Below are 21,942 nucleotides of genomic sequence, written 5' to 3'. Positions count from 1 at the left end.
CGCGTGACGACTTTCGCGCTGGTCCACGGAGGCGGCGGCAGCGGCTGGGACTTCCACCTGCTGATCCCGGAGCTGGCCGCTCGCGGGCACGACGCCATCGCCCCCGACCTGCCGATCACCGACCCCGAGTCCGGGCTGGCGGAGTTCACCGAGACGGTGGTGGCCGCCCTCGGCGACCGCACGGACGTCGCCGTCGTCGGCCACTCCTACGGCGGGTTCACCGCGCCGCTGGTCGCGGCGAAGGTCCGGGCGCGGCTGCTGGTGTACCTGGCCGGGATGATCCCGGCGCCGGGGGAGCCGCCGGGCCGGTGGTGGGGCAACACCGGTTTCGAGGCGCCGAAGGGGCTCAGCGAGACCGAGCAGTTCTTCAACGGCGTCCCGGCGCCCCTCGCCGAGGCGTGCCAGGCGCACGGGCGCGAGCAGGTCAGCAAGGAGTGGGACGAGCCGTGGCTGTGCCCGCCCGTGGCTCCGCCCCAGGCCGGGGGCTCCGCCACCCGGCACCCCCGAAAGCCGCGGGTGCCGGGCCACCCGGACGTGCCGACCCGGGTGCTGCTCGCGCGCGACGACCGGTTCTTCGTCCCGGACTTCCAGCGGCGGGTGGCGCGCGAGCGCCTCGGGATCGAGCCGGACGAGCTCGACGGCCCGCACTGCGTGCCCCTCAGCCACCCGGCCGCACTGGCCGACCGGCTGGTGAGTTACCTCTGACTGCGCCGATCGGCGATTAAAGGTCTAGACCTATTGACGGAGTGGTTCAGGCCACTTAACGTCGTGAGCAGCGGCGAACCCGCTCGCGTCACCTCCACCCCGGTCCCCGCCATGGAGGTTCCCCGTCATGCGTCTCGCTCACCTCCTCGCGCTGACCGTCTTCGCGAGCGTGCTCGTCGCTCCCGCGGCCTCCGCCGCTTTGTCCGCCTGCCAGCACTTCTACCCCGGCCCGATCCCGGACCGACCGGTCACCGGCGGGCACGGCCCCGGTGCGCTCGTCGGCGCCGTCGACGTGAGCAACCGCCTGCCCGCGCCCGGCTCGGTCAGCGGGGGACTGGGCACCGACGGCAAGGTCACCTTCGCCTTCGCCCGGGTCGCCGGCGCAAAGGCCTACCGTGCATTCCGCAACGGCCAGGCCCTGCAGTGGATCAGCGACTGGGGCCAGCCGACGCTCACGGTCACCGACGCGAGCCCGTGCCAGAACGCGAATTACCAGCTCTACGCGATGACGGCGGAGGACAACTCGCCGGGCTCGCTCGGCCAGATCTCGACCGCCTACCGCCTCGACGGCGGGAACCGGCTGGCGCCCTACCGCGTCCCGGCCGGCACCACGCTGAACTACCGCGTGACGTCGTACAACGACGTCGCTCAGACGGCCTTGGGGTACACCGCCGGGCCGGGTTTTTGCGCCGTCGACACCCGCACCATCCCGTGGGGCACCCGGTTCTCCGTCCCCGGCTACGGCGAGTGCTTCGCCGCCGACATCGGCAGCTGGATCTCCGGCGACATCGTCGACGTCTGGCTACCGGGCGCCCAGGCCGACGCCTGGGGCATCCAGCGGCTCACGCTCACCGTGCGCTAGACCACCTGGCCGCCGAAAGGCCGTGAAGGCCTCCTTGCCGACGTCCCCCATCTGCCCCGGCAAGGAGGCCGTCACGGACGGTCGAGCCACTCCGAGTACCACTCGCGAAAGCCCGTGCCGACGGGCGAGATGCCGCCGTCGGAGCCGCGGTCGTCGAACCACAGCCGCCCCCGTTCCGGCCCGGTCACGACCAACCGGAAGTACGCGCCGCAGCCGAAGTGGCACAGCTTCAGCGAACCGGCGATCCAGCGCTGGTCCTCGTACAGCGCGTCCGGGATCTCGTTTTCGGCCGGGTGGTGCTCGGCGCGGTTCCACGCGCTCGTGTGCGGGAACGGTGCCGACAGGAAGCCGGGCCGCCACTCGTCCTCGAAGGGGCACTCCGGTGCGCCGAGCGAGTAGAGGCCGTAGTACGGCCCGGCGCCCTGTTCGCCGGCGGTCAACAGGAAGTCCCGGTAGTCCTCCGGCAACGTCACGCCGTGCCGGGTCTCGAACTCCTCGAGTTCCGCCTCCGGCTTCGGCGGCCCGAGCCGGTACTCGTGCTCGCGCGCGCCGAACCGTTCGAACCCCGGGTCGGCGGCGGCCAGGCCGGCCAGCCGCTCCCGGACGCCGTCCCAGTTCACCAGCGGTCGAGGTGCAGGACCTCCTCCAGCGGCTGCCGCGCCGCCGGCTTGAACGTCTCGCCCGTGTAGAACGCCGTCGGGATCAACGCCGCCTGGTGCACGTTCTTCGGCAGCTCCAGCACCTCCGCCGCCTCCTGCTCGTACTTCAGGTGCAGCGTCGTCCACGCCGTGCCCAGCGTCACCGAGCGCGCCGCGAGCATGAAGCTCCACACCGCCGGCAGCAACGACGCCCAGAGGCCGGCCTGGTTGCCCGCCGGCAGCTCCGTCGACTCCGTCTCCAGGCAGGGGACGACGAGCACCGGGACGTCACCCATCCGGTCGGCCAGGTACGCGACGCTGTCGCCGACGCGCTGCTGCACCTTCGACCGCTCGGGGTCGTCGGCGAACAGCTTGCCCGCCGCCCGCGCCGACTCCAGGTACTCCTGGCACGCCCGCCGGTAGATCGCGCCGAGCGCGGCGCGGCGGCCGGCGTCGGTGACCACCAGCCACTGCCACCGCTGCGTGTTCGAACCGCTCGGCGCCTGCAGGGCCACCTGCACGCAGTGCTTCACCAGGTCGAGCGGCACCGGGCGCTCGAGGTCGAGCCGCTTGCGGACGGTCCTGGTGGTCGTCAGGAGCTCTTCGGGCGTCATCATCGGCCCATCATGCCGGGCTTACCAGCGATCGTGCACCAGCGGCCGGATCAGCTCGTCGTAGGTTTCGCGGACGCCGGCGGCGGCTTCCGCGGACAGCGGGGGCAGTGCGGCCGCCGCGGTGTTCGCCGCCGCCTGCTCCGCGTTGCGGGCGCCCGGGATCACCGTGCTCACGCCCGGCTGGTCGATGATCCAGCGCAACGCGAACTGCGCCAGCGTCTGCCCGGCCGGCACCAGCCCGCGCAGCCGCTCGACGGCCTCCAGCCCGGCCTCGTACGGCACGCCGGAGAAGGTCTCGCCGACGTCGAACGCCTCGCCGTGGCGGTTGAAGTTGCGGTGGTCGTTCTCGGCGAACGTCGTCTGCGCGGTGTAGCGCCCGGACAGCAGGCCCGACGCCAGCGGCACCCGCGCGATGATCCCGGCGCCCGCCGCCACCGCCGCGGGCAGCACGCGCTCCAGGGGCTTGAGCCGCAGGCAGTTGAGGATGATCTGGACGGAAGCCACGTGCGGCCGCGCCAGCGCCGTCAGCGCCTCCTCGGCCGTCTCGACGCTCACGCCGTACGCCTTGATGCGGCCCTCGTCGACCATCGCGTCCAGGGCGTCGTACACGGCGTCCGAGGAGTACACCGGCGTCGGCGGGCAGTGCAGCTGGACCAGGTCGAGCGAGTCGACGCCGAGGTTGCGGCGCGACCGGTCGTTCCATTCGCGGAAGTTCTCGGCGACGTAGTTCTCCGGCACCTGCTCGACCCGGCGGCCCATCTTGGTCGCCACGAACACGTCGCCGCGCTCGGCGAGGAACCGGCCGACCAGCCGTTCGCTGCGGCCGTCGCCGTAGACGTCGGCGGTGTCGAAGAAGGTGACACCGTTGTCAGCGGCCGCGTGCAGCACGGCCAGCGCGTCGTTCTCGTCGACCTCGCCCCAGTCCGCGCCGAGCTGCCAGCAGCCGAGCCCGATGACGGACACCTCACGGCCCAGACGGGCGATCTTGCGGTTCTCCATGCCGCGATCCAAGCACACGCGCCCGCCTATGATCGGCCGTCATGGCCATGACTTCGGGTCCGGACGGGCTGGGGACCCGGCTGCGGCACGTCCTGGAGATCCTCGACGGCGACGTCGCGCGGTTCCTCGCCGACATCGGCCTCGAGGACTACCGGCCGCGGTACTCGCCGGTGGTCCGGGCCCTGCTGGCGCGGGGCCCGCTGGCCATCCGGGACCTCGCCGCGGAGATGCGCGTGACGCACTCGGCGGCCAGCCAGACCGTCGCGCAGATGAGCCGGGCCGGCCTGGTGACCCTCGAACCGGGCGCCGACGCCCGGCAGCGGATCGTGTCGCTCACCGCGAAGACCCGTGACCTGCTGCCGCTGATCGAGGCGGAGTGGGCGGCGACGACCGAAGCGGCGGCGGCGCTGGAGGCCGAGCTGCCGTATTCGCTGCGGGCCCTGCTGGACGCGATCGTCGAGGCCCTCGACCGGAAGCCGTTCCGGGACCGGATCGGCGAGACCGCGGCCGCGCGGAAGGTGCGCTGATCAGGCGGGCGGGAGCTGGAAAACCGCCCAGACGTACTTGCCGCCGGGACAGCGTTCGAAGCCCCAGTCCAGCGACAGCGCCTGCACCAGGACGAGCCCCCGGCTGCGGGCCTCGGCCGGGGACGGCGCCCGCAGCTCGGGCAGCTGCCGCCCGGTGTCGTGCACCCGCAGCGTCAATGGCCCGCCGGCGTACTCCAGCTCGAGCCGCTGCGGCCGGTCGCCGTGCTCGAAGGCGTTGGTGACCAGCTCCGACGTCGCCAGCAGGACGTCGTCGAACTGGCACTCCTGCAGGCCGAAGCCGAGCAGCGCGTTCCGCACCGCGTGCCGGGCCAACGCCGGAGCCGTGACGTCAGCGGGGAGGAGCACCCTCAGCGGGGCGGCCGGCGCAGCTGCCCGCTGCGGCATCCTCGACGTCGTCATCCGGTCCCCCTCCCAGTGAGTTCGGCACCGCCCGCCAAATACCCAGGCGGTTGTTCGGCTAATCAGGTGCCGTCGGCCAGCTCGGATTCGTCCAGACCGGACCGCAGCTTCTTGAGCGTCGCAGCGAGTAGCCGGGACACTTGCATCTGGGACACCCCGACGCGGCGCGCGATGTCCGATTGGCTCATTCCCGAGCCGAACCGCAGCGCGACGATCTTGCGTTCCCGCTCCGGCAGGCTCTCCAGCATCGGGCGCAGCGCCTCGCGCAGCTCGGCCTGGCCCAGCTCGGCGTCGGGCGCCCCGAACCGGGTGTGTGCCGCGTTCTCCAGCAGGTGGTCCAGCGAAGCGCCGTAGCGGCCCTGACCGGCTCGAAGACCTTCGTAGACGTCTTCGACGGGCACCCCGACGCGGGCGGCGATCTCACTCGGCTTCGGCGCGCGCGAGAGCTGCACGGTGAGCTCTTCACGCGCGGCGGAGATGTTCGCGTTCAGCTCCTTGAGCCGCCGCGGCACCCGCACCGACCAGCTGTTGTCCCGGAAGTGGTGCCGCAGTTCGCCGGAGATGGTCGGCACGGCGAAGGCCAGGAAGTCCGTCCCCTGTTCGGGGTCGAACCGGTCGACGGCGTGGATCAGGCCGACCGTGGCGATCTGGATGAGATCCTCCATCGCCTCGTCGCGGTTGCGGAACTTCCGGGCGAGGTTGCGCGCCAGCTCCAGGTGCGCGCGCACGAGGGTGTCGCGGATGCGCTCGCGCTCGGGCGAGTTCGCGCCCGCGGCCGCGAGTTGGGTGAACAGCGCGCTGACGTCGAGGTCGCTCCCGCTGCTCCCGGCGGGATCGCTCACGAGTCCGCCGCCTGGCTCTCCCGGACGAGGTCGACCCGGGACAGGTAGCGCCCGTTCTCGGGGGTGATCGTGCGTTCGGCGGTCGTCGCGAGCGCGGTGAGCAGCTGCCACGACAGGCCGGCGTCGTCCTCGTGGTCCGCGCTGTCGGCCAGTACCGACACGGAGACCTCGATGCGCGGCCCGCGCCAGGAGAAGACGCAGGTCAGGCGGCCGTCCGAGCTGGCGGGAAGCAACAGTGAGCAGGCTTCGTCCACCGCCATCCGGAGGTCCTCGACGGCGTCGAGGTCGAAATCCTGGCGCATCGCGATGTCGGCCACGATGGTTCGCAGGGTGGGTACGACGTGCGGAATCGCTGCGGTCCGCACCTCGATGACCTGCGCGCCTTCCGGGACGAGCGGGGCGTTGTCCTCCACGTTTGTTCCTTTCTCCGGCTCGCGCTCCAGGGGATCGGCGGTGTCCTCCACGCCCGGCAGCGAGATGCCCGTGGTGTGAGCAAACCAAACCCGGGTTTGATCCGCTCCACCGGCGGGCATGTAGCGGTCGACACGGGAGATCCTGGGAAAGGCAGGGACAACATGGCTGACGTGAGCCGGCTGCCCAACGTGGTTGCTGAAGAGTGGGAATGGCAGCTGCGCGGCTCTTGCCGGGGTGCGGACAGCAGCCTTTTCTTCCACACGGACAACGAGCGGGGTTCGGCGCGGGAGCGGCGTGAGTCGCGGGCCAAGGCCATCTGCCAGACCTGTCCGGTCCTGGCCCAGTGCCGCACGCACGCGATGACCGTACAGGAGCCCTACGGCATCTGGGGCGGCCTCGGCGAGATCGAGCGGCGGCAGCTGTTCCTGCGCCAGCGCAGGGCCGCCCGCAAGGCGATGAGTGCGCACTGAGCAGCGCGCTGAACAGGCAGGATTTGATCGCAGGTGAGCAGTCCACGCGAAAGAGCGGCGGCCGTGGCGGGCGCGGCCGCTTCCTGGGTTAGGGTTGGCGCCGGAGTTGCCTGGACCGTGTCCGGTGCGGGGTCCGGCCCCGTGCCGCGGAAGGCGCGGTGACACGGATGCCGCTTGAGACAACAGGCGCGTACCCGGCGCAGGAGCAGCGCCTGACGAGGAGAAACTGCATGCCCGCAGCCGACCAGAACGCCACCCCGCCCGGGTTCGGCATCACGCTGGACACCGACGCGACGGAGCCCCGGGTGGTGGTCACCGGCGAGCTCGATCTGCTGACCAGCCCGCAGCTGCAGGAGGCCCTGGCCGGGCTGATCGCGGACAAGCGCGCGCAGCGGGTCGTGGCCGATCTGACCGGGGTGACCTTCTTCGATTCCTCCGCGCTGAACGTGGTGCTCCGCGCACAACGCCAGGCCGGCGAGCAGGACGTCGAACTCGCGGTCGTCCCCAGCCCCGCGGTGAGCCGCGTGATCGAGCTCACCGGCGTGGCCGAACACCTGAGCGTGTCGGAAGATCCCCAAGCCTGACCGCCCGCTAACGTTCCGCGGACTGATTTTCCGCGGATCCTGGGGGCGGCACGATGATGGGGCGCACGCATGCCCTGACCGGCTGGTGCGCGGGCTTGGCCCTGGCGCCCGCGGTCGGGGCGGGGTCGGTGCACCAGGCGGTGGTCTTCGCGGCCACGACGGCGGGGTTCGCCCTGCTGCCCGACCTCGACCACCCCGGAGCGAGCGCCTCCCGCCTGCTCGGCTGGCTGACGGGCGCCCTGTCCTGGCTCCTGCGCCACGTCTCGGCGGGGATCTACGCCCTCACGAAGGGCCCGCGCGACGAGAAGGTCACCGGCAAGCACCGCCACCTGTCCCACACGGTCCTGTTCGCGGCCGGCCTGGGCCTCCTGACGTCATGGGGTACCGAGCAGGGCGGCCCGTGGGCGGTCGTCGGCGTGGTGATCTTCGGCCTGATGCTGGCGGAAGGCGCGTTGGGCGACTGGCTGCTCCCGGTGAGCGGAGCGGCGGTGGCGTGGTGGTTCTTCACGGCCCCGCCGGACCGGGCGGGTGAGCTGGAGTCGATCTCGGGCTGGCTGGGCATCGCGGTGGCAGCGGGGTGCTTGACCCATTGCCTGGGTGACGCGTTGACGGAGGCCGGGTGCCCGTTCCTGTTCCCGGTCCCGATCGCGGGCGAGACGTGGTACGAGATCCGGCCGCCGAAGGCGCTGCGCTTCCGGACCGGCAAGAAGGTCGAGAAGCGGCTGATCTTCCCGGTGTTCGCGCTGCTGGGGGTACTGCTGGTGCCGGGGGTGTGGGAGCACACGGTGAGCACGTTCGAGCGGCTGTTCATTCCCCCGTCGAGTCAGCAGGCGACAACGCCTTGAGCCGCTCCGCCGCGGCGGCGGTGTCCGTGTAGTCGCGGGAGTGGGTGATCCGGCCGTTCTGGACCGTCATCACCATCACGTACGTGGACACGAACGCCGCGCCGCCGACCTCGCCGTGCAGGTCGAACTCCGCGACCAGCACCGCCGGGTCCGCGGTCGCGTGGACCACGACGTTCTCCGCTTTCACCAGCCGGCGAACCTGCCCCGCGGCGTGGAAGCGGCGGCGCAGCTCTTCGCGCCCCTTCGTCAGCCGCGGTACGCCGGGGAGCGTGAACGGCATCTCGATGGTGACGTCCTCGGCGTAGAGGTCCGCGAGGTCGTCCCAGCGGTTCTCCACCGAGGCGGCGAGGAACCGGTCGAACACCGGCCGGGCGAGCCGCGCGGCCGCGGCCAGGTTCGGGTAGTCGCGGTACGACGTGATCTCCCCGTCCGCAACCGTCACGACCCCCACCGAAGACGGGAACTCGCCCGCCGGGCCCGAAACCACCAGCTCCACCGCGAACCCCGACTCGGTCAGCGTGGTCGTGACCTGCGCTTTCGTCAGGCCGAAAGCTCTGGCCCGGACACCGCCCGCGGCCAACGCCGTCACCACTGCGTCGCGGCCTTCGATCCGTTCCCCGAGGAACGGCAGCTCGTACACCGCGTCGGCGGCGAACAGGTCGGCGAACGGGGTGGTGTCCAAGGTGGACAGGCCCTTGGCGACCAGGGCGGCAACTTCGGGCACGGTGCGCGGCATCGGAATTCTCCTGCAAGACTGGGCGTTGAATCGGAACGGTGGACCCGCTTGCGACCATACGGAGCGCGCGTTCCGGTTGTCAACGAGGAGACTTGATGGAAAAGATGCGTGTCGACGCCCGGCGCAACCGGGCCAAGGTGCTGGCCGCCGCCGAGGAGGCGTTCGCGCTTGACGGCCTGGCCGTGCCGCTTGACGACATCGCGCGGCTGGCCGGGGTCGGGGCCGGCACCGTCTACCGGCACTTCCCCAGCAAGGAAGCCCTTTTCCAGGCCGTCGTCCTCGAACGCATCCAGCAGTTCGCCGAGGAAGCCCACGCCCTGGCGACCGCCGATGACCCCGGCGCCGTCTTCTTCGACTACTTCGTCCGCGTCATCCGGCAGGCGTCGCTCAACCGGGCGATCTGCGACGCGCTCGCCGAATCGAGCGGGCACGCCCTCAAGGCCGGAGCGGGCGACGAGTTCCGCGCGGCCCTCGCCGAGCTGCTCCGGCGGGCCCAGGCGGCCGGCGCCATCCGCCCGGACATCGACGGCGACGACCTGCGGGCGCTCATCGTCGGCTGCCTCGCCGTCGAGCGGTACGCGCCGGGCAGCGAACACCTGATCCGCGTGGTCGTCGACGGCCTGCGCGCCACCGCGGCCCTTCAAGCCGCGCCTGCGACGCAAAGTTGAGCCGGCAGAACTCAATGTGCACTTCGGGTAACACGACGTAAGATCAACGCGAGTTAGTCCTCGTACCTGCGCTGCGCGTGGCGAGGGGGTGCCCGGATGAGTGGCCGACCTACCTGGGGTTCCGCCGCGGTCACCGGGCTGGCGGGGTTCGCCACCGGGTTGCTCGTCGCCGCGCTGCTCGTCGCCGGCCGGTCCGGTCCGCGGCCGGTCGACACCACCAGCGATCCGACGACCCGGACCGTGTCCGCGGTGCCCGTCACCGTGACCGAGTCGGGGCCGGCGGCCACCGTCACCTCCGTCGAGACGTCGCCGCCCACGACCACCACCAGCGTCGTCGAGGTCACCGTGACGTCGGCGACGTCCGTCACGCCGACCTCGTCGTCGCCGGCGTTCCCGCTGACTTCGGGGTGGCGTGACTGATGATGCAACCGGGCGGGCGCGGGGCCCGTCTGGCCGGTATGCGTGCTTTCCCCTGGATCGCCCTGGCCGCGGCGGGCACGGCCGGCTGCGCCGCGCCGGTCGTCGCCTGCCCCGCGATCGGCTACCTGACCGGGATCAGCCTGACGATCCCGGCGCCCGCCGGCATCACCCGCGCGACGCTGGAGGCGTGCTGGCGCGGCCAGTGCGTCAACCGGGCAATCGACCTCACGCCCGAGACGACCGCGGGCGCCGCGACCTGCGCCGGCACCGGCCCGGACAGCGCCTGCGGCGCCTCGATGGTGCCGACCGGCGGCCTGCACGGCTTCGCCGACATCCCGGGCCTGCCCGCCGAGCCGGTCCGGGTCACCGTCCGGTTCGACGACGGCCGGCCGCACGCCACCGACGTCACGCCCACCTTCAGCGAGCCGAACGGCCCCGCCTGCGGAAAGGCGGGGCCGCAGGTGCAGCTGCTGGTCGGGCCGGACCGCGAGCTGCGGCCGATCTAGCCGTACTGACCCGTGAGGTTGAGGACGCGGCCGGCGGGTGGTTGGCCTGCGAGTGCGGTGTGACCGCGGTAGTGATTGTAGGTGTGCAGCCAGCCTGGTAAGGCTTGACGGCGTTCGGCTTCGGTGCGGTAGGGCTGGGCGTATGCCCACTCGTCGAGCCGGTAGCGGGTCAGGATCCGATGCACGGTCGAGGGGTTGAGCCCGAGCAGGTAGCCGATGCGGGCTGGGCCCCATCGGCGTAGGACGCGGACCTTGATTACCCGCCGCTCCGTCCGGGATGGGGTGCGGTTCGGGCTGGTCCGGTCGGCCAGGCCGGCTTCGCCGTGGTCGCGGTAACGGCAGGCCCACCGCGCGGCGGTCGAGACCGACACCTGGCACCGTTCCGCAGTGGCCATCCCTTCTCCGCGACACAGCGGGCCAGGCGCAGTCTCCCGGTCGGCGTTAAGGGTGCGTGAGTCACGAAGGGCCTCCGTTGACCGGTGTAGACGTCGCAATCCACACCGAACCCGGAGGCCCTTCCCTACCGCAAGATCATCCGCTCGTCTAGCCGACGTCGCGGCGCCTCCAGCCGAGCAGCCCGGCGGCCAGCGCGACGACGGCGACCGCCAGCAGCCAGGCGAGCGGGGTCGCGGTGAACGCCTGGCCGGGGATCTTCGGCGGGTGCTGAAAAGGCGAGACGTCCAGCATCGCCTGCGGCAGGTCGAGCACCGGGCCGAACAGGCTGAGCAGCAGCGCCAGCGCGCCGGCCGCCCACGCCGCGGCCGAGAAGCCCGGCAGCAGCCCGAAGATCGCCACCGCCAGCGCGACCACCACCCAGGCCGCGGGCAGCTGGACGAGCATCCCGGCGAGGGTGTCCGCGATCGAGCCGCCGACATCGCCGGTGCGCAACCCGTTGGCCAGCCCCATGAACACCCCGCCCGACAGCAGCAGCGCCGCCGTGCCGAAGAAGGCGAACACCAGGTGGCTGCCCGCCCAGCGCAGCCGGCCGACGCTGGTGGCCAGCACCGGCTCGAGCCGGATCGCGGTCTCCTCGCCGCGCATCCGCAGCACCGCCTGGACGCCGTACAGCGACGCGACCATGGCGAACATCCCGGCCATCGCGGCGAGGAACGCCTGCGTCAGCGCGTGGCTGCCGCCGAGCCGCTCGAAGATCTGCTGCGCCTGCGGGCTCGAGCCGACGAGGTCGCCGATGCCGCTGGCGATCGAGCCGAAGACCGCGCCGACCACGGCGGTGCCGATCGTCCAGCCGAGCAGCGGGCCGCGGTGCAGCCGCCAGGCCAGCGCGAGCGGCGACCGCAGGCTCGGGGCCGCCGTCGCCGGGCCCGGCCGGGGCGGCAGGATGCCGACGCCGACGTCCCGGCGGGGGAGCAGCCAGTACCCGAGGGCGCCGGCGACCAGGGTGAACGCCACCGGCAGCAGGAGGACCCACCAGCGTTCCCCGGCGAACGCCCGTACCTGCTGAACCCACCCGATCGGCGACAGCCAGGACAGCCAGCGAGCGTCCACAGTGGAGTCCCCGGCCCCGCGGAGCAGGAAGGCGGCACCGACCACGGCCGTCCCGATGCCGTTGGCCGTGCGCGAATACTCGGCCAGCTGGACGGCGACCGCCGCCACCGCGGTGAACACCAGCCCCACCAGCGCTTCCGACGCGCCGAAGGCGACCGAACCGGCCGCGGGCAGGCCGGCGCCGACCATCGTGCCGGCCTGGACCAGCCCGGTCAGCACGCTCGCGCCGCCGGCCACCAGCAGCGACGCCGTCAGCGCCGCGTACCGGCCGACCACCGCGGACGCGAGCAGCTCCGCGCGCCCGGTGTCCTCCTCGGCGCGGGTGTGCCGGGTGACGGTGAAGACGACCATCAGGCCGGTGAGCACGGCGAGGAACCCGCACATGCGCCAGGCGATGAACCCGCCGGCCGTGGTCAGGTCGAACGGCGGGCCGTAGAGCAGTGCGTACGACGGGTTGGCGTTCGCGCCGGCCTGCAGCGCGAGCCGGTCGGCGACGGTCGGGTAGAACTGCGTGAACGTGTTGACCGTGCTCGCCGGGACGACGCTGAGCAGCACGATCCAGATCGGCAGGACCACGCGGTCGCGGCGCAGCGCGAGCCGGGTGAGGTGCCAGGTGCCGGCCAATTCGTGCGCGGGCGCGACCGCGGCTTCGGCGCGTGAGAGGGTCGCGGTCATTTCGCGCCCGCCTCGGTCGTGTAGTGGCGCAGGAACAGCTCTTCCAGCGTCGGCGGCTGGCTGACCAGGCTGCGGACGCCGACCTCGGTCAGCTGCCGCAGGGCTTCGTCGAGCGAACGCGTCTCGACGTCGAAGCGGACGCGGTTGCCCTCGACCTTGAGGTCGTGGATGTCGGCCAGGTTCGCGAGCCCGTTCGGCGGGGCGGCCAGCTCGGCGGTGATCGACGTCCGGGTCAGGTGCCGCAGCTCGGCGAGCGTGCCGGACTCCACCGTGCGGCCGTTGCGGATGATGCTGACCTTGTCGCACAGCGCTTCGACCTCGGCGAGGATGTGGCTGGAGAGCAGCACGGTCCGCCCCTGCTCGCGTTCCTCCTGGATGGCGTACTGGAAGGTCGCCTCCATCAGCGGGTCGAGCCCGGACGTCGGCTCGTCGAGGATCAGCAGGTCGACCCGGGACGCGAGGGCGGCGACGATGGCCACCTTCTGCCGGTTGCCCTTCGAGTACGTCCGCCCCTTCTTCTTCGGGTCGAGGTCGAACCGCTCGATCAGCTCGGTGCGGCGCTTGACGTCCAGGCCGCCGCGCAGGCGCCCGAGCAGGTCGATCACCTCGCCGCCGGAGAGGTTGGGCCAGAGGTTGACGTCGCCGGGCACGTAGGCCAGGCGGCGGTGCAGGCTCGCGGCGTCCTTCCAGGGGTCGCCGCCGAGCACACGAACTTCCCCCGAAGCACCAGGATCCTTGCGGAGCAGGCCGAGCAGCACCCGGACGGTGGTCGACTTCCCGGCGCCGTTCGGGCCGAGGAAGCCGTGCACCTCCCCCGCGGGCACCTGCAGGTCGAGGCCGTCGAGGGCCTTCGTCCGGCCGAACGACTTGTGCAGGTCGATGACCGAAATGGCGTTTTCCATGGTTCGGAAGCTACGCTTGCTTCACAAAGTTGTGAAGTTAAGAAAATGTCTAGATCAAGTGATCGCTGGGGGCGGGTACGGGAGGATGGGCCGATGACGACGCCTGAAGCGAAGCGAGATGAAGACGCCGTCCGCCGGTACGTCGAGAGCCTGGCGCTGGTGCTCTCCCAGATCGGGATGCAGCGCATGTCCGCGCGGGTGTTCGCCGCGCTGATGACCACCGACGAGGGCCGCCTGACCGCGGCGGAGCTGGCCGCGCAGCTGTCGGTCAGCCCGGCCGCCGTCTCGGGCGCGGTGCGCTTCCTCGAGCAGGTCGGCCTGGTCGCCAAGGAGCGCGAGCCCGGCGAGCGCCGCGACCACTACCGGCTCTTCGACGACCTCTGGTACGCCACGTTCCTCAAGCGCGACCGCATGATCACTATGTGGCGCGACGCGGCCGACAACGGCATCGACGCCCTCGGCGAGGACTCGCCCGCGGGCCGGCGGCTCGCCGAGATGCGCGACTTCCTGTCGTTCATGCTGGCGGAGCTCAACGGCATGTACGAGCGCTGGCACAAGCTTCGCGAGGAAAAGAACGCCTAGAGAGCGGCGAGCAGCGTGCCCGCGAGCCGGTCGGCGAGGTCGGCCGGCTCGCGCTCGTGGAACGTGGCCAGGAACGCCTGGTGGAAGCACGCGCCGAGGAGCAGGGCCGCGGCCGCTTCGACGTCGGTGTCCGCCTTGATCCGGCCCAGCGCCCGCTCGGCGCGCAGGTAGTCCGCGACGGCGCCGAGCAGCACGTGCGGGCCGTGCTCGCCCAGCCGTTCGCGGTGCGACCGCAGCAGGTCCCGCGAGGAGAAGACCGAGACCGCGATCGGGAACCCTTCGGTGTAGAAGGCCAGGCCGAGCCGGGCGACGCGGGCCAGGTTGTCCCGCAGCGGCGCCCGGCCGGGGTCGGCGATGAGTTCGCCCAGGGTGGCGCCGAGCGCCGGCAGTTCCTCGCCCATGACGCTGAGGAACAGGTCGGTCTTGTCGTGGAAGTGCTTGTAGAGCAGCGCCTCCGAGTAGCCCGCGGTCTGCGCGATGACCTTGGTCGTGGCGTGCGCGTAGCCCTGCTCGCGCATCACCTTCGCGGCCGCGGCGACGATCTCTTCGCGGCTTCCCATGGCGGCTCCCTGAGTGCGTTCTCAGCGTGGTTAGTGAACACTCACCCTACCCGGTGAGTGTTCACTAACCACGAAGGAGGCACCATGCGGATCACCGTTCTGGGGGCGACCGGTGGCGTCGGCGGCGAGGTCGTCAAGCAGGCGCTGGAGCGCGGCTGGCACGTGACGGCCGTCGTCCGCGACCCCGCGCGCCTGAAGCAGCCGGCCGAGGTCGTCGTGGCGGGCCTGCACGAACACGGGAAACTGGCGGCCGCCGTCGAAGGCCGGGACGCGGTGATTTCGGCGGTCGGCTCCCGCGACCGCGGGCCGACGACGGTCTGCGTGGACGGCGCCCGCGCGGCGATCGGCGCCGGGGCGAAGCGCCTGCTCGTGGTCAGCGCGAGCGGCATGCACACCGAAGGGGACGGCTTCTTCACCCGTTCCCTGGTGAAGCCGCTGCTCAACACCTTCCTCAAGCACGGCTGGGCGGACATGCTGGCGATGGAGGCCGTGGTCGCCGCCACCGACCTGGACTGGACGATCGTCCGGCCGCCGATGCTGCTGAACGGGCCGCGCACCGGCAAGGTCGCGAGCCGGCTCGACGGGAACGTCCGCACGTTCACCATCCGGCGCGCCGACGTCGCCGCGTACCTGCTGGACGCCGTGGCGGACCCCACGCTGATCAGGCGCAAGGTCTCGATCGCCCACGGCTAGCTTCGAACCCATGGTGATCCTGGCTCAAGCGCTGTACGTCAAGCGGACGACCCCGCGGCTCCCGGGCGCGGCCGGCCCCACCGAAGGGCTCGTGCCGGGCGCCGGCGAGCCCTTCCGGCTGGCCGTGCTCGGCGAATCCACAGTGGACGGCGTCGGCGCGGCCGACCACGAGGAAGCGCTCACCGGCTGCCTCGCCCGCGAGCTGGCCCGCGGCGGCCGGGCGGTGCGCTGGCAGGCGGCCGGCCGGACCGGCGCCAACGCCCGGACGGTCCGCGCCGAGCTCGTCCCGCTGGTCGCGCCGGCCGACCTGGTCGTGATCGCCCTCGGCGTCAACGACACGATCGAGTTCCGGACGGCCGCGGGCTACCGGCGTGACCTGCTGGCGCTGGTGCTCGACCTGCGCCGGCGGCTCGGCCCGGTGGACGTCCTGCTGGCCGGCGTGCCGCCGATGTCCCGGTTCCCCGCGCTGCCCCGGCCGCTGCGGGACGTCCTGTCCGCGCGGTCGACGGCGCTCGACACCGCGGCCGCCGCCCTCGCGCGGCTCCCCGGCGTCACGCACCTGCCGATGGACCCCGCCCTGCTCGACCCCGGCGCCTTCGCATCCGACCGCTTCCACCCGGGGCCGGCCGGGTACGCGCGGTGGGCGAAGACCCTCGCCGATGCACTCCCCGTGATCAGTTAGCCGCTCAGCGTCGATCTTCAAAAAAATCCGCCGGATCGTGTATCTGGGGGTCCGGCCACTGCGTCCTGTGGAGCAGCCACGCACGAAAGAACGCGACAGGGGGTGTCGAGTTCGAGGAAACGCGGTGGCCGGGAGCCGAGGGGGCTGCCGGACACCGTCGGCCGGATGGCCTTTCGGGGGAGGGGACATCCGGCGGGGCCCGTTGGGGAGCGGGCCCTTGAGGGAGGGGAGTATCGGTCGGCGCGGGCCTGCCCGCCCGCGTCGGCCGGTACCTCCCTTGCAGCCAGTTGACCGGTAGGGCACGACCGACGAAGTAAGTGACTTGATGTATCCGAGATCCACCTGCACGCTCCTTCCCCCCGAAGGACCCGCGATACTGCCATTGCCGACTCGAGAACTCTTCCGAAGAGGGGCAGCTACGGTGACCGACGTGCAAACCACAGAGGTAGATCCGCCCTGGGAAGGCCTGACCGGCGCCGAGCTGCACGCCGCGTGCATGCAGGCCGCCCGCGACGGCGACCGCCGGGCGATGGCCCGCCTCGTCGACGAGCTGACGCCGCTCCTCTGGCACGTCGCCCGGGCCAACGGGCTCGACCGCTCGGTCGCCGAGGACGTGGTCCAGACCGTGTGGCTGGCGCTGTTCAGCCAGCTCGGCAAGCTCCGCGACCCGAAGGCGCTCGCCGCGTGGCTGATCACCACCACCCGCCGCGAGGCCACCCACCCGTTCGGCCGCCGCATGCAGCCGGTGCCGCTGAGCGACGAGGTCGCCGAAGCCATGCCGAGCACCCAACCGGCACCCGAAGACGAAGCCGTCCGCGCCGACCGCGACCGCCGGGTCTGGCGCGCCTTCGTCCGGCTGCCCCACCGCTGTCAGGAACTGCTCCGGCTCACCGTGCTCGCGGGCCGCGCGGAGTACCAGCTCGTGGCCGAAGCGCTGCGCATGCCGCGCGGCAGTGTCGGCCCGACCAGAGGTCGCTGCCTCGACCAGATGCGCGATCTCCTCACCAGTGAAGGGGGAAGCCGATGAACGACCTCGGGGCGCCGGGGGGCCAAGCCTCCTTCGGTGACGACGTACTGCTGGCCGACATCGGCCGCTTCCTCGACGAACTGGACCCGCCGCCGGGCGACCTGGTGCAGCGGGTCCAGTTCGCGCTCGCGCTGGAGGACCTGGACGTGGAGGTCGCCCGCTGGGAGCACCTGGACAACCTGGCGGGTGTCCGCGGCACCGGCACCGGCACGATCACGTTCACGGTCAGCGACCTGACGGTGATGATCAACCTGACCAAGATGGGCAAGCTCCACCGCATCGACGGCTGGCTGGTCCCGGCGGGCCAGTACGGCGTGGAGGTCCGCGTAGCCGAGCACGGCACGTCCTCCACAACGGCGGACGAGGGCGGCCGCTTCGTGCTGGACAACGTGCCGCGAGGAACGACGCAGATCCTGGTGCACCTGGGTGACGTGTCGTGCCGCCGGACCGTCGTGACGCCGACGGTGGTGCTTTAGCCGAGGAAATCGGCCAGGGGGACGGGAGTCAGCCCGTCCTTCTTGGCCTGTTCCACGAACGCCGTGTAGTCCTCTTTGAACGTCTTGCGGAAGTGCATCAGCACGATGTCGCCCGGCTTGAGCTTGTCGCCGGCCTGGAACTGGACGTGCCCGTCGTTGACCGCGGCCGTCCACAGGACCGCCGCGCGCATTCCGCACGCCGCCGCGGCTTTCAGGGTGTTCTGGTCGTAGTTGCCGAACGGTGGGCGGAACAGGGCCGGGCGGATGCCGAGGCCGCGCTGGAAGTCGTCCGCGTCGTCGCAGATCTCCTTGCGCTGGAACTCGAACGGCTTGCCCTTGAGGTTCGGGCGGTCGACCGTGTGGTCGCCGAGGGTGGCGCCGGTGGCGTCGAGGATCTGCTTGAAGTACGCCTCGTGGCCCTGGACGTACTTCTGGTTCAGGAACAGCACCGGGTGGGTGGGGCTCTGCTGCATCAGCTTGAGCGCGTCGGGGTCCTTGACCGCGCCGTCGTCCATGGTGAGGAAGACGTACGGCTTGTCGGTGGTGATCCGCTTGACCGCGGCAACCTGGCCGTTCTGGACCGCGGGCGCCTTCTGCTGGACCGTGCCGAACGGGTACGGGCCGGCCGTCTTCGCGCCGGGGCCCACGCCCTGCGGTGCCGGGTTCGGCTGGCTGGTGCCGAACTCGCGCTGGTCGGATTCGTGGCCCGAACACGCGGTCAGTGCCAGTGCCGCCGCGGCGACCACGGCTGTCAAGCGCTTCCTCACGCTTTCCCCCTTTCGTGTACTCCCGAAAGGGTGACGCGGGGGAGGGCGGGGAAGTTGCGTGAGGCGATCTTGTGTGGCCGGAGCCACCCAGGTCAGCGCCCGGTTTCGGCGGCCTTGACCAGCTTCGCCGAGAACAGCCGGATCACCGCGCGCAGCGTCGCCGCCAGCACCGGGCCGCTGCCGCGCACCGGCTCGGTGAACGACCCGGTCCACCGCAGGTGCGTCCCACCGCCGGGCGCGGGCGTGAAGAGCACCTCGGCGCGGTAGTCCTTGATCGGATTCGCGCCGAAGAACGTGTAGACGTGCTTGCGCCCCGGCTCGTACTCGACCGTCTCCTCGCGGATCAGCACCGGCCACAGCCCGACCTCCCGGACCGCGCCGACGCCGTCCGGGTCCTCGGTGCCCCGCCGCGCCCAGCGGGCCTGGACGATGAGTGGCTTTCCCCACTCCGCCCAGCGCGGGCCGTCCGCTTCGAGCGCGAACAGCGCCGACGGCGACGCCGTGCTCGTGCGGTTGACCTCGAAGGAGTACTTGCGGCCCACCCGGAACCTCCCGCGTTGTTGACAGACTGATAATTAATCGTCTCGCGCAGCGTAGGTCAAGATGAACCGGTGAGCACGCCGCGTCCCGACCTCGCCGCGCCGCACTGGCTCGTCCAGCTGCTCCGCAGCAAGCCGGTCCCGGTGCCGTGGAACATGGTCGCCCGCGCCGTCTTCGCGCTGGCCGTCCCGCTCGGCGTGGCGTACGCGGCGGGGGACATCGCCGTCGGCGCGCTGATCTCCACCGGCGCGCTCCCCGCCGTGCTGTCCGAATCGGCCGGCCCGTACCGCTACCGCGCCCGCCGGCTGGGCGGGGCGACGCTGGCCGCGACCGCCGGCTACCTCGTCGGCCTGCTCACCGGCGGCACCCCGGCGCTGTCCGTGCCCGCGGTGATCCTGGTCGCCGCGGTCTCGGCGCTGATCAGCGCGGCCGGCAGCAACGCCTCCGTCGCCGGGCTGCAGATGTTCGTGTTCTGCGTGCTCGGCACCGGGCAGCACGCGACCGGCGTGCGCGTCGAAGTCCTCTTCGGCTTCTTCTGCCTCGGCGCCGCCTGGAGCTTCCTGGTCGCGCTCGTGACGTGGACGGTCCGGGCGACCAGCCCCGAGCGCAGCGCCGTCGCGCACGTCTACGTCGAGCTGGCCGCGATGCTCTCGGCGACCGACGAGCCCGTCTCGCGGGTGGCCCGGCACCGGCTGACCACGGCCATGAACACCGCCTACGACCAGCTGCTCACCGCGCGCTCGTGGCTGTCCGGCCGCGACGCCGCCTACCGGCACCTGCTCAACCTGCTTTCGGCGACCACCCCGGCGGTCGAAGCGTCGGTGGCCATGGTCAACGCCGGCCGCCGCCCGCCCCAGGCGGTCATCGACCACTTCGTCGCGCTGTCCGCGTCGGTGCTGGCCAGCCAGCCGCTGCCGGAACCGCCGCCGGTGCCGTCCGACGACGGCGATCCGCTGCTCGCCGCGCTCTACGCGGGGCTCGTCCGGATCGGCAAGGGCGACGACCGCAAGCGCCGCGAGCCGACGCCGTGGTACCGGCGCCTGCGGACGTGGGCCGGCTCGCTCGCGTCCGGTCCGCTGACCTGGATCGCTGCCCTGCGGCTGACCCTGTGCGTCGCGATCGCCGAGGTCGTCGGCCTGCTGGTGCCGTTCGAGCGGTCCTACTGGATCACCCTGACCGTCGGGATCGTGCTCAAGCCCGACTTCGGCTCGGTGTTCGGCCGCGCGGTGCTGCGCGGGATCGGCACGCTCGCCGGCGTCGGCATCGGGGCCGTGGTGCTCGCCGCCGGCGGGCACGGGTGGCTGCTGGTCGCGCTGATCGCGATCTTCGCCGGCGGGGTCGCGGTCGGGAAGGTGCGCAACTACGGCATCCTCAGCGCGTTCGTGACGCCCCTGATCATCCTGCAGATGGACCTGGCGAATACCGGCAGCTGGAACGTCGTCGTGGCGCGGCTGGTCGACACCGCGCTGGGCTGCGTGATCGTGCTCGTCTTCGGCTACCTGCTGTGGCCGGGCAGCCGGCGGCCCCAGGTCGGCGGCCGGCTCGCCGACGGGCTGGACGCGGTCGCGAAGTACGTCTCGCACGCGCTGGTGGAGGCGTCCGGCGGGGAGGCGCGGCTGGCGCGGTCGCGGGCCCGGCGCGGCGCCTACCGGGCCCTGGCCGACCTGCGGACGGCGTTCCAGCAGGTCGTCGTCGAGCCGTCCGCGAACGGCCGCCAGGCGGTGGCGTGGTGGCCGGTGATCGCCGCGCAGGAGCGCGTCGCGGACGCCGTCACCGAGGTCGGCGTGACGATCGGGCGGGGCGTGCCGCCGCCGGCTCCGGCCGACGTCGAGCTGCTCACGGCGGCCCTCGGCGAACTCGCCGCGGCGGTCCGGGAGCAGCGCGAGCCGCGGTCGGTGCCCTTGCCGGACGCGGAGCAGCTGGCCGGCGTGGTCGACCAGCTGGAGTCGGCGTTCGACGCCGTCCGCGGCCCCGACCTCGCCGAACGCGCGCCGCTGCGGCTCGTCCGGCGGTTCCTGCCGTACCACCGGCGCACGTGACGGGCGTGCTGTTCAATGCACCCATGGGAATCGACTTCGAAGCGTTGAAGGGCAAGGCCGAAGAGGCCCTGCGCGAGCACAACGACAAGATCGAGGATGGCCTCGACAAAGCCGCTGACTTCGCGAAGTCGAAGTTCACCGGGCACGACAGCCAGATCGACACCGGTGTCGAGAAGGCGAAGGACTTCCTCAACAAGTTCGACGACACGCCCGATCGGTAGCTACTGGACCTCGCCGGTGGCAATCCCGTCGGACAGCCCGGTGATCCGGCCGCCGCGCTCGCCGAGCGCGATCAGGCCCTGCCGGGCGTCCGGCGCGGACAGGCTGATCCGGACCCCGGCCCGTTCGGCGTCGAGGCCGGCCGCAAGGGCTTGCGCGCCTTCGTACCCGGCGTTGATCGTCGCCGCGAGGCCGCCGGTCGACGCCAGCGAGCCGCGGGCCGCGCCGAGCCGGCCGAGGGCCTCGTCGACGATCGGCAGCAGCGCGTCGCGGTTGCCTTCGGTCATCGCGCGGACGAGCTGCGGGTTCGAGCCCGCGACGCGCGTGCCGTCGCGGTAGGACCCGGCCGCCAGCGACATCGCCAGCGGGCCGCCCTGCGCGCCGATCGTGGCCAGGATCGCCGCGAACAGGTGCGGCAGGTGCGAAATCCGGGCGACGGCCTCGTCGTGCGACTCCGCGGGCAGCGGCACCACGTGCGCGCCGACGTCCAGTACGAACTTCGCCACCTCGGCCCAGGCGTCGAGGTCGGTGTCCTCCTCCACGGCGACCACCCACGCGGCGCCCTGGAACAGCGTGGCGTCGCCGGCCAGCCAGCCGGAGTTCGACGTGCCGGCCATCGGGTGCCCGCCGACGTACCGCGTGTACGGCACGCGGCGGCGGACCGCGTCCAGCACCGGCGCTTTCACGCTGGTCACGTCGGTGAGCAGGCCGTGCGACGCGTGCTGGGAGACCAGGCGCAGCAGGTCCTCGACGGCCGGGAGCGGCACGGCGAGCACGACCATCGCGTCCTCGGCCGCGGCCCGGTGCAGGGCCGCTTCGACGTCGGTCGTGACGTCGTAGCCCGCTCTGCTCGCCGCGTCGGCGTCCACTTCGGATACCGCGGCACCCCACGCCGTGCGGCCGCTGGCGGCCGCCGCGCGCAGCAGCGACCCGCCGATCAGCCCGAGCCCGATCACGCATACGTCTCGCACGGGTTCATCCTGCCAGTAACAAGCGGGTCTGCGCCCCGAGCCGGGGGCTCCGC

General features: G+C 72.2%; 29 protein-coding genes and 1 pseudogene. 16 read left to right on the top strand and 14 right to left on the bottom strand.

Annotated features, from left to right (window positions below; all coding sequences use genetic code 11):
• Positions 1-3: 3 nt before the first annotated feature.
• Positions 4-705, top strand: a complete 702-nt coding sequence (locus tag C2L59_RS41055) for an alpha/beta fold hydrolase (protein ID WP_103354982.1) — start codon at positions 4-6, stop codon at positions 703-705.
• Positions 706-832: 127 nt separating this feature from the next.
• The gene (locus C2L59_RS41050; protein WP_103354981.1) at positions 833-1,567 is read left to right on the top strand and encodes a 3D domain-containing protein; all 735 of its coding nucleotides are present in this window, start codon (positions 833-835) and stop codon (positions 1,565-1,567) included.
• 71 nt (positions 1,568-1,638) lie between these two features.
• Here the strand turns inward: C2L59_RS41050 and C2L59_RS41045 are convergent, their stop codons facing one another.
• Genes C2L59_RS41045 through C2L59_RS41035 form a run of 3 tightly spaced genes read right to left on the bottom strand, consistent with a single transcriptional unit; the run spans position 1,639 to position 3,818 of the window.
• The gene (locus C2L59_RS41045) at positions 1,639-2,187 is read right to left on the bottom strand and encodes an SMI1/KNR4 family protein (RefSeq protein ID WP_199199600.1); all 549 of its coding nucleotides are present in this window, start codon (positions 2,185-2,187) and stop codon (positions 1,639-1,641) included.
• Complete coding sequence (locus tag C2L59_RS41040) at positions 2,184-2,822, bottom strand: nitroreductase family protein (protein ID WP_103354980.1); 639 nt, start codon at positions 2,820-2,822, stop codon at positions 2,184-2,186. Before C2L59_RS41040 ends, C2L59_RS41045 begins: the two co-directional genes overlap by 4 nt.
• Before the next feature lie 18 nt (positions 2,823-2,840).
• A complete protein-coding gene (locus C2L59_RS41035; RefSeq protein WP_103354979.1) occupies positions 2,841-3,818 on the bottom strand; it encodes an aldo/keto reductase in 978 nt (325 codons plus the stop codon).
• Positions 3,819-3,865: 47 nt separating this feature from the next.
• Here C2L59_RS41035 and C2L59_RS41030 point away from each other — a divergent pair, with 47 nt between their 5' ends.
• Positions 3,866-4,345: a MarR family winged helix-turn-helix transcriptional regulator gene (locus C2L59_RS41030; RefSeq protein WP_370444824.1), complete on the top strand. Its 480-nt coding sequence runs from the start codon at positions 3,866-3,868 to the stop codon at positions 4,343-4,345.
• On the opposite strand, the gene C2L59_RS41025 is transcribed toward C2L59_RS41030, so the two are convergent.
• The 3 genes from C2L59_RS41025 to C2L59_RS41015 form a co-directional block, all read right to left on the bottom strand.
• A complete protein-coding gene (locus C2L59_RS41025; protein WP_103354977.1) occupies positions 4,346-4,765 on the bottom strand; it encodes an ATP-binding protein in 420 nt (139 codons plus the stop codon).
• 62 nt (positions 4,766-4,827) lie between these two features.
• Positions 4,828-5,607 carry a SigB/SigF/SigG family RNA polymerase sigma factor gene (locus C2L59_RS41020; RefSeq protein ID WP_103354976.1) on the bottom strand — a complete coding sequence of 260 codons (780 nt, stop codon included), beginning with the start codon at positions 5,605-5,607 and terminating at the stop codon, positions 4,828-4,830.
• Positions 5,604-6,020: an anti-sigma factor gene (locus C2L59_RS41015; RefSeq protein WP_103354975.1), complete on the bottom strand. Its 417-nt coding sequence runs from the start codon at positions 6,018-6,020 to the stop codon at positions 5,604-5,606. The genes C2L59_RS41020 and C2L59_RS41015 overlap by 4 nt, the downstream gene beginning before the upstream one ends.
• A gap of 162 nt (positions 6,021-6,182) precedes the next feature.
• On the opposite strand from C2L59_RS41015, the gene C2L59_RS41010 reads away from it, so the two are divergent.
• The 3 genes from C2L59_RS41010 to C2L59_RS41000 all read left to right on the top strand — a co-directional run bounded on the left by C2L59_RS41010 (position 6,183) and on the right by C2L59_RS41000 (position 7,920).
• Complete coding sequence (locus tag C2L59_RS41010; RefSeq protein WP_103354974.1) at positions 6,183-6,491, top strand: WhiB family transcriptional regulator; 309 nt, start codon at positions 6,183-6,185, stop codon at positions 6,489-6,491.
• Positions 6,492-6,721: 230 nt separating this feature from the next.
• Complete coding sequence (locus C2L59_RS41005; protein WP_003078104.1) at positions 6,722-7,075, top strand: STAS domain-containing protein; 354 nt, start codon at positions 6,722-6,724, stop codon at positions 7,073-7,075.
• A gap of 56 nt (positions 7,076-7,131) precedes the next feature.
• Positions 7,132-7,920: a metal-dependent hydrolase gene (locus C2L59_RS41000; protein ID WP_103354973.1), complete on the top strand. Its 789-nt coding sequence runs from the start codon at positions 7,132-7,134 to the stop codon at positions 7,918-7,920.
• Here the strand turns inward: C2L59_RS41000 and C2L59_RS40995 are convergent.
• Complete coding sequence (locus tag C2L59_RS40995; RefSeq protein WP_103354972.1) at positions 7,883-8,656, bottom strand: nuclear transport factor 2 family protein; 774 nt, start codon at positions 8,654-8,656, stop codon at positions 7,883-7,885. The genes C2L59_RS41000 and C2L59_RS40995 overlap by 38 nt on opposite strands.
• A gap of 95 nt (positions 8,657-8,751) precedes the next feature.
• Here C2L59_RS40995 and C2L59_RS40990 point away from each other — a divergent pair, with 95 nt between their 5' ends.
• The 3 genes from C2L59_RS40990 to C2L59_RS40980 all read left to right on the top strand — a co-directional run bounded on the left by C2L59_RS40990 (position 8,752) and on the right by C2L59_RS40980 (position 10,250).
• The gene (locus C2L59_RS40990; RefSeq protein WP_103354971.1) at positions 8,752-9,324 is read left to right on the top strand and encodes a TetR/AcrR family transcriptional regulator; all 573 of its coding nucleotides are present in this window, start codon (positions 8,752-8,754) and stop codon (positions 9,322-9,324) included.
• 96 nt (positions 9,325-9,420) lie between these two features.
• Entirely contained in the window at positions 9,421-9,744 is a 324-nt protein-coding gene (locus C2L59_RS48345) for a hypothetical protein (protein WP_199199599.1), read from the top strand.
• A gap of 38 nt (positions 9,745-9,782) precedes the next feature.
• Positions 9,783-10,250, top strand: coding sequence for a hypothetical protein (locus C2L59_RS40980; protein WP_233223978.1), 468 nt, complete (start codon positions 9,783-9,785; stop codon positions 10,248-10,250).
• Here C2L59_RS40980 and C2L59_RS40975 read toward each other — a convergent pair.
• From C2L59_RS40975 to C2L59_RS40965, 3 genes and pseudogenes are all read right to left on the bottom strand, one after another.
• Positions 10,247-10,710 (bottom strand): annotated as a pseudogene (locus tag C2L59_RS40975) (helix-turn-helix domain-containing protein). The gene C2L59_RS40980 and the pseudogene C2L59_RS40975 sit on opposite strands and share 4 nt — an antisense overlap.
• A gap of 83 nt (positions 10,711-10,793) precedes the next feature.
• A complete protein-coding gene (locus C2L59_RS40970) occupies positions 10,794-12,431 on the bottom strand; it encodes an ABC transporter permease (protein ID WP_103354968.1) in 1,638 nt (545 codons plus the stop codon).
• Positions 12,428-13,333 (bottom strand): ABC transporter ATP-binding protein, encoded by a 906-nt coding sequence (locus C2L59_RS40965; protein ID WP_103354967.1) that lies wholly within the window; start codon positions 13,331-13,333, stop codon positions 12,428-12,430. Before C2L59_RS40965 ends, C2L59_RS40970 begins: the two co-directional genes overlap by 4 nt.
• 93 nt (positions 13,334-13,426) lie before the next feature.
• Between C2L59_RS40965 and C2L59_RS40960 the strand changes: the two genes are divergently transcribed.
• Entirely contained in the window at positions 13,427-13,915 is a 489-nt protein-coding gene (locus C2L59_RS40960) for a GbsR/MarR family transcriptional regulator (RefSeq protein WP_103354966.1), read from the top strand.
• Here C2L59_RS40960 and C2L59_RS40955 read toward each other — a convergent pair.
• Positions 13,912-14,475, bottom strand: a complete 564-nt coding sequence (locus tag C2L59_RS40955) for a TetR/AcrR family transcriptional regulator (protein WP_103354965.1) — start codon at positions 14,473-14,475, stop codon at positions 13,912-13,914. The genes C2L59_RS40960 and C2L59_RS40955 overlap by 4 nt on opposite strands.
• A gap of 84 nt (positions 14,476-14,559) precedes the next feature.
• On the opposite strand from C2L59_RS40955, the gene C2L59_RS40950 reads away from it, so the two are divergent.
• The 4 genes from C2L59_RS40950 (at position 14,560) to C2L59_RS40935 (ending at position 17,353) form a co-directional block, all read left to right on the top strand.
• Positions 14,560-15,168 carry an NAD(P)-dependent oxidoreductase gene (locus C2L59_RS40950; RefSeq protein WP_103354964.1) on the top strand — a complete coding sequence of 203 codons (609 nt, stop codon included), beginning with the start codon at positions 14,560-14,562 and terminating at the stop codon, positions 15,166-15,168.
• A gap of 10 nt (positions 15,169-15,178) precedes the next feature.
• Entirely contained in the window at positions 15,179-15,850 is a 672-nt protein-coding gene (locus C2L59_RS40945) for an SGNH/GDSL hydrolase family protein (protein WP_103354963.1), read from the top strand.
• A 421-nt stretch (positions 15,851-16,271) separates the two neighbouring features.
• Positions 16,272-16,877: an RNA polymerase sigma factor gene (locus C2L59_RS40940; RefSeq protein ID WP_103354962.1), complete on the top strand. Its 606-nt coding sequence runs from the start codon at positions 16,272-16,274 to the stop codon at positions 16,875-16,877.
• Entirely contained in the window at positions 16,874-17,353 is a 480-nt protein-coding gene (locus tag C2L59_RS40935; RefSeq protein WP_103354961.1) for a hypothetical protein, read from the top strand. Before C2L59_RS40940 ends, C2L59_RS40935 begins: the two co-directional genes overlap by 4 nt.
• On the opposite strand, the gene C2L59_RS40930 is transcribed toward C2L59_RS40935, so the two are convergent.
• Positions 17,350-18,099 carry a polysaccharide deacetylase family protein gene (locus C2L59_RS40930; protein WP_103354960.1) on the bottom strand — a complete coding sequence of 250 codons (750 nt, stop codon included), beginning with the start codon at positions 18,097-18,099 and terminating at the stop codon, positions 17,350-17,352. The genes C2L59_RS40935 and C2L59_RS40930 overlap by 4 nt on opposite strands.
• A gap of 113 nt (positions 18,100-18,212) precedes the next feature.
• Positions 18,213-18,662, bottom strand: coding sequence for an SRPBCC family protein (locus C2L59_RS40925; RefSeq protein WP_103354959.1), 450 nt, complete (start codon positions 18,660-18,662; stop codon positions 18,213-18,215).
• Between the two features lie 69 nt (positions 18,663-18,731).
• Here C2L59_RS40925 and C2L59_RS40920 point away from each other — a divergent pair, with 69 nt between their 5' ends.
• Together C2L59_RS40920 and C2L59_RS40915 are read left to right on the top strand one after the other, a co-directional pair.
• Positions 18,732-20,699: an FUSC family protein gene (locus C2L59_RS40920; protein ID WP_103354958.1), complete on the top strand. Its 1,968-nt coding sequence runs from the start codon at positions 18,732-18,734 to the stop codon at positions 20,697-20,699.
• Between the two features lie 23 nt (positions 20,700-20,722).
• Positions 20,723-20,920, top strand: coding sequence for an antitoxin (locus C2L59_RS40915; protein WP_103354957.1), 198 nt, complete (start codon positions 20,723-20,725; stop codon positions 20,918-20,920).
• On the opposite strand, the gene C2L59_RS40910 is transcribed toward C2L59_RS40915, so the two are convergent.
• Positions 20,921-21,889, bottom strand: a complete 969-nt coding sequence (locus C2L59_RS40910) for a prephenate dehydrogenase (protein WP_103354956.1) — start codon at positions 21,887-21,889, stop codon at positions 20,921-20,923.
• Between the last annotated feature and the right edge of the window lie 53 nt (positions 21,890-21,942).

Source organism: Amycolatopsis sp. CA-128772 (assembly GCF_002904295.1).
Lineage (GTDB): Bacteria > Actinomycetota > Actinomycetes > Mycobacteriales > Pseudonocardiaceae > Amycolatopsis.
This window is presented reverse-complemented; position numbering and strand designations above follow the sequence as displayed.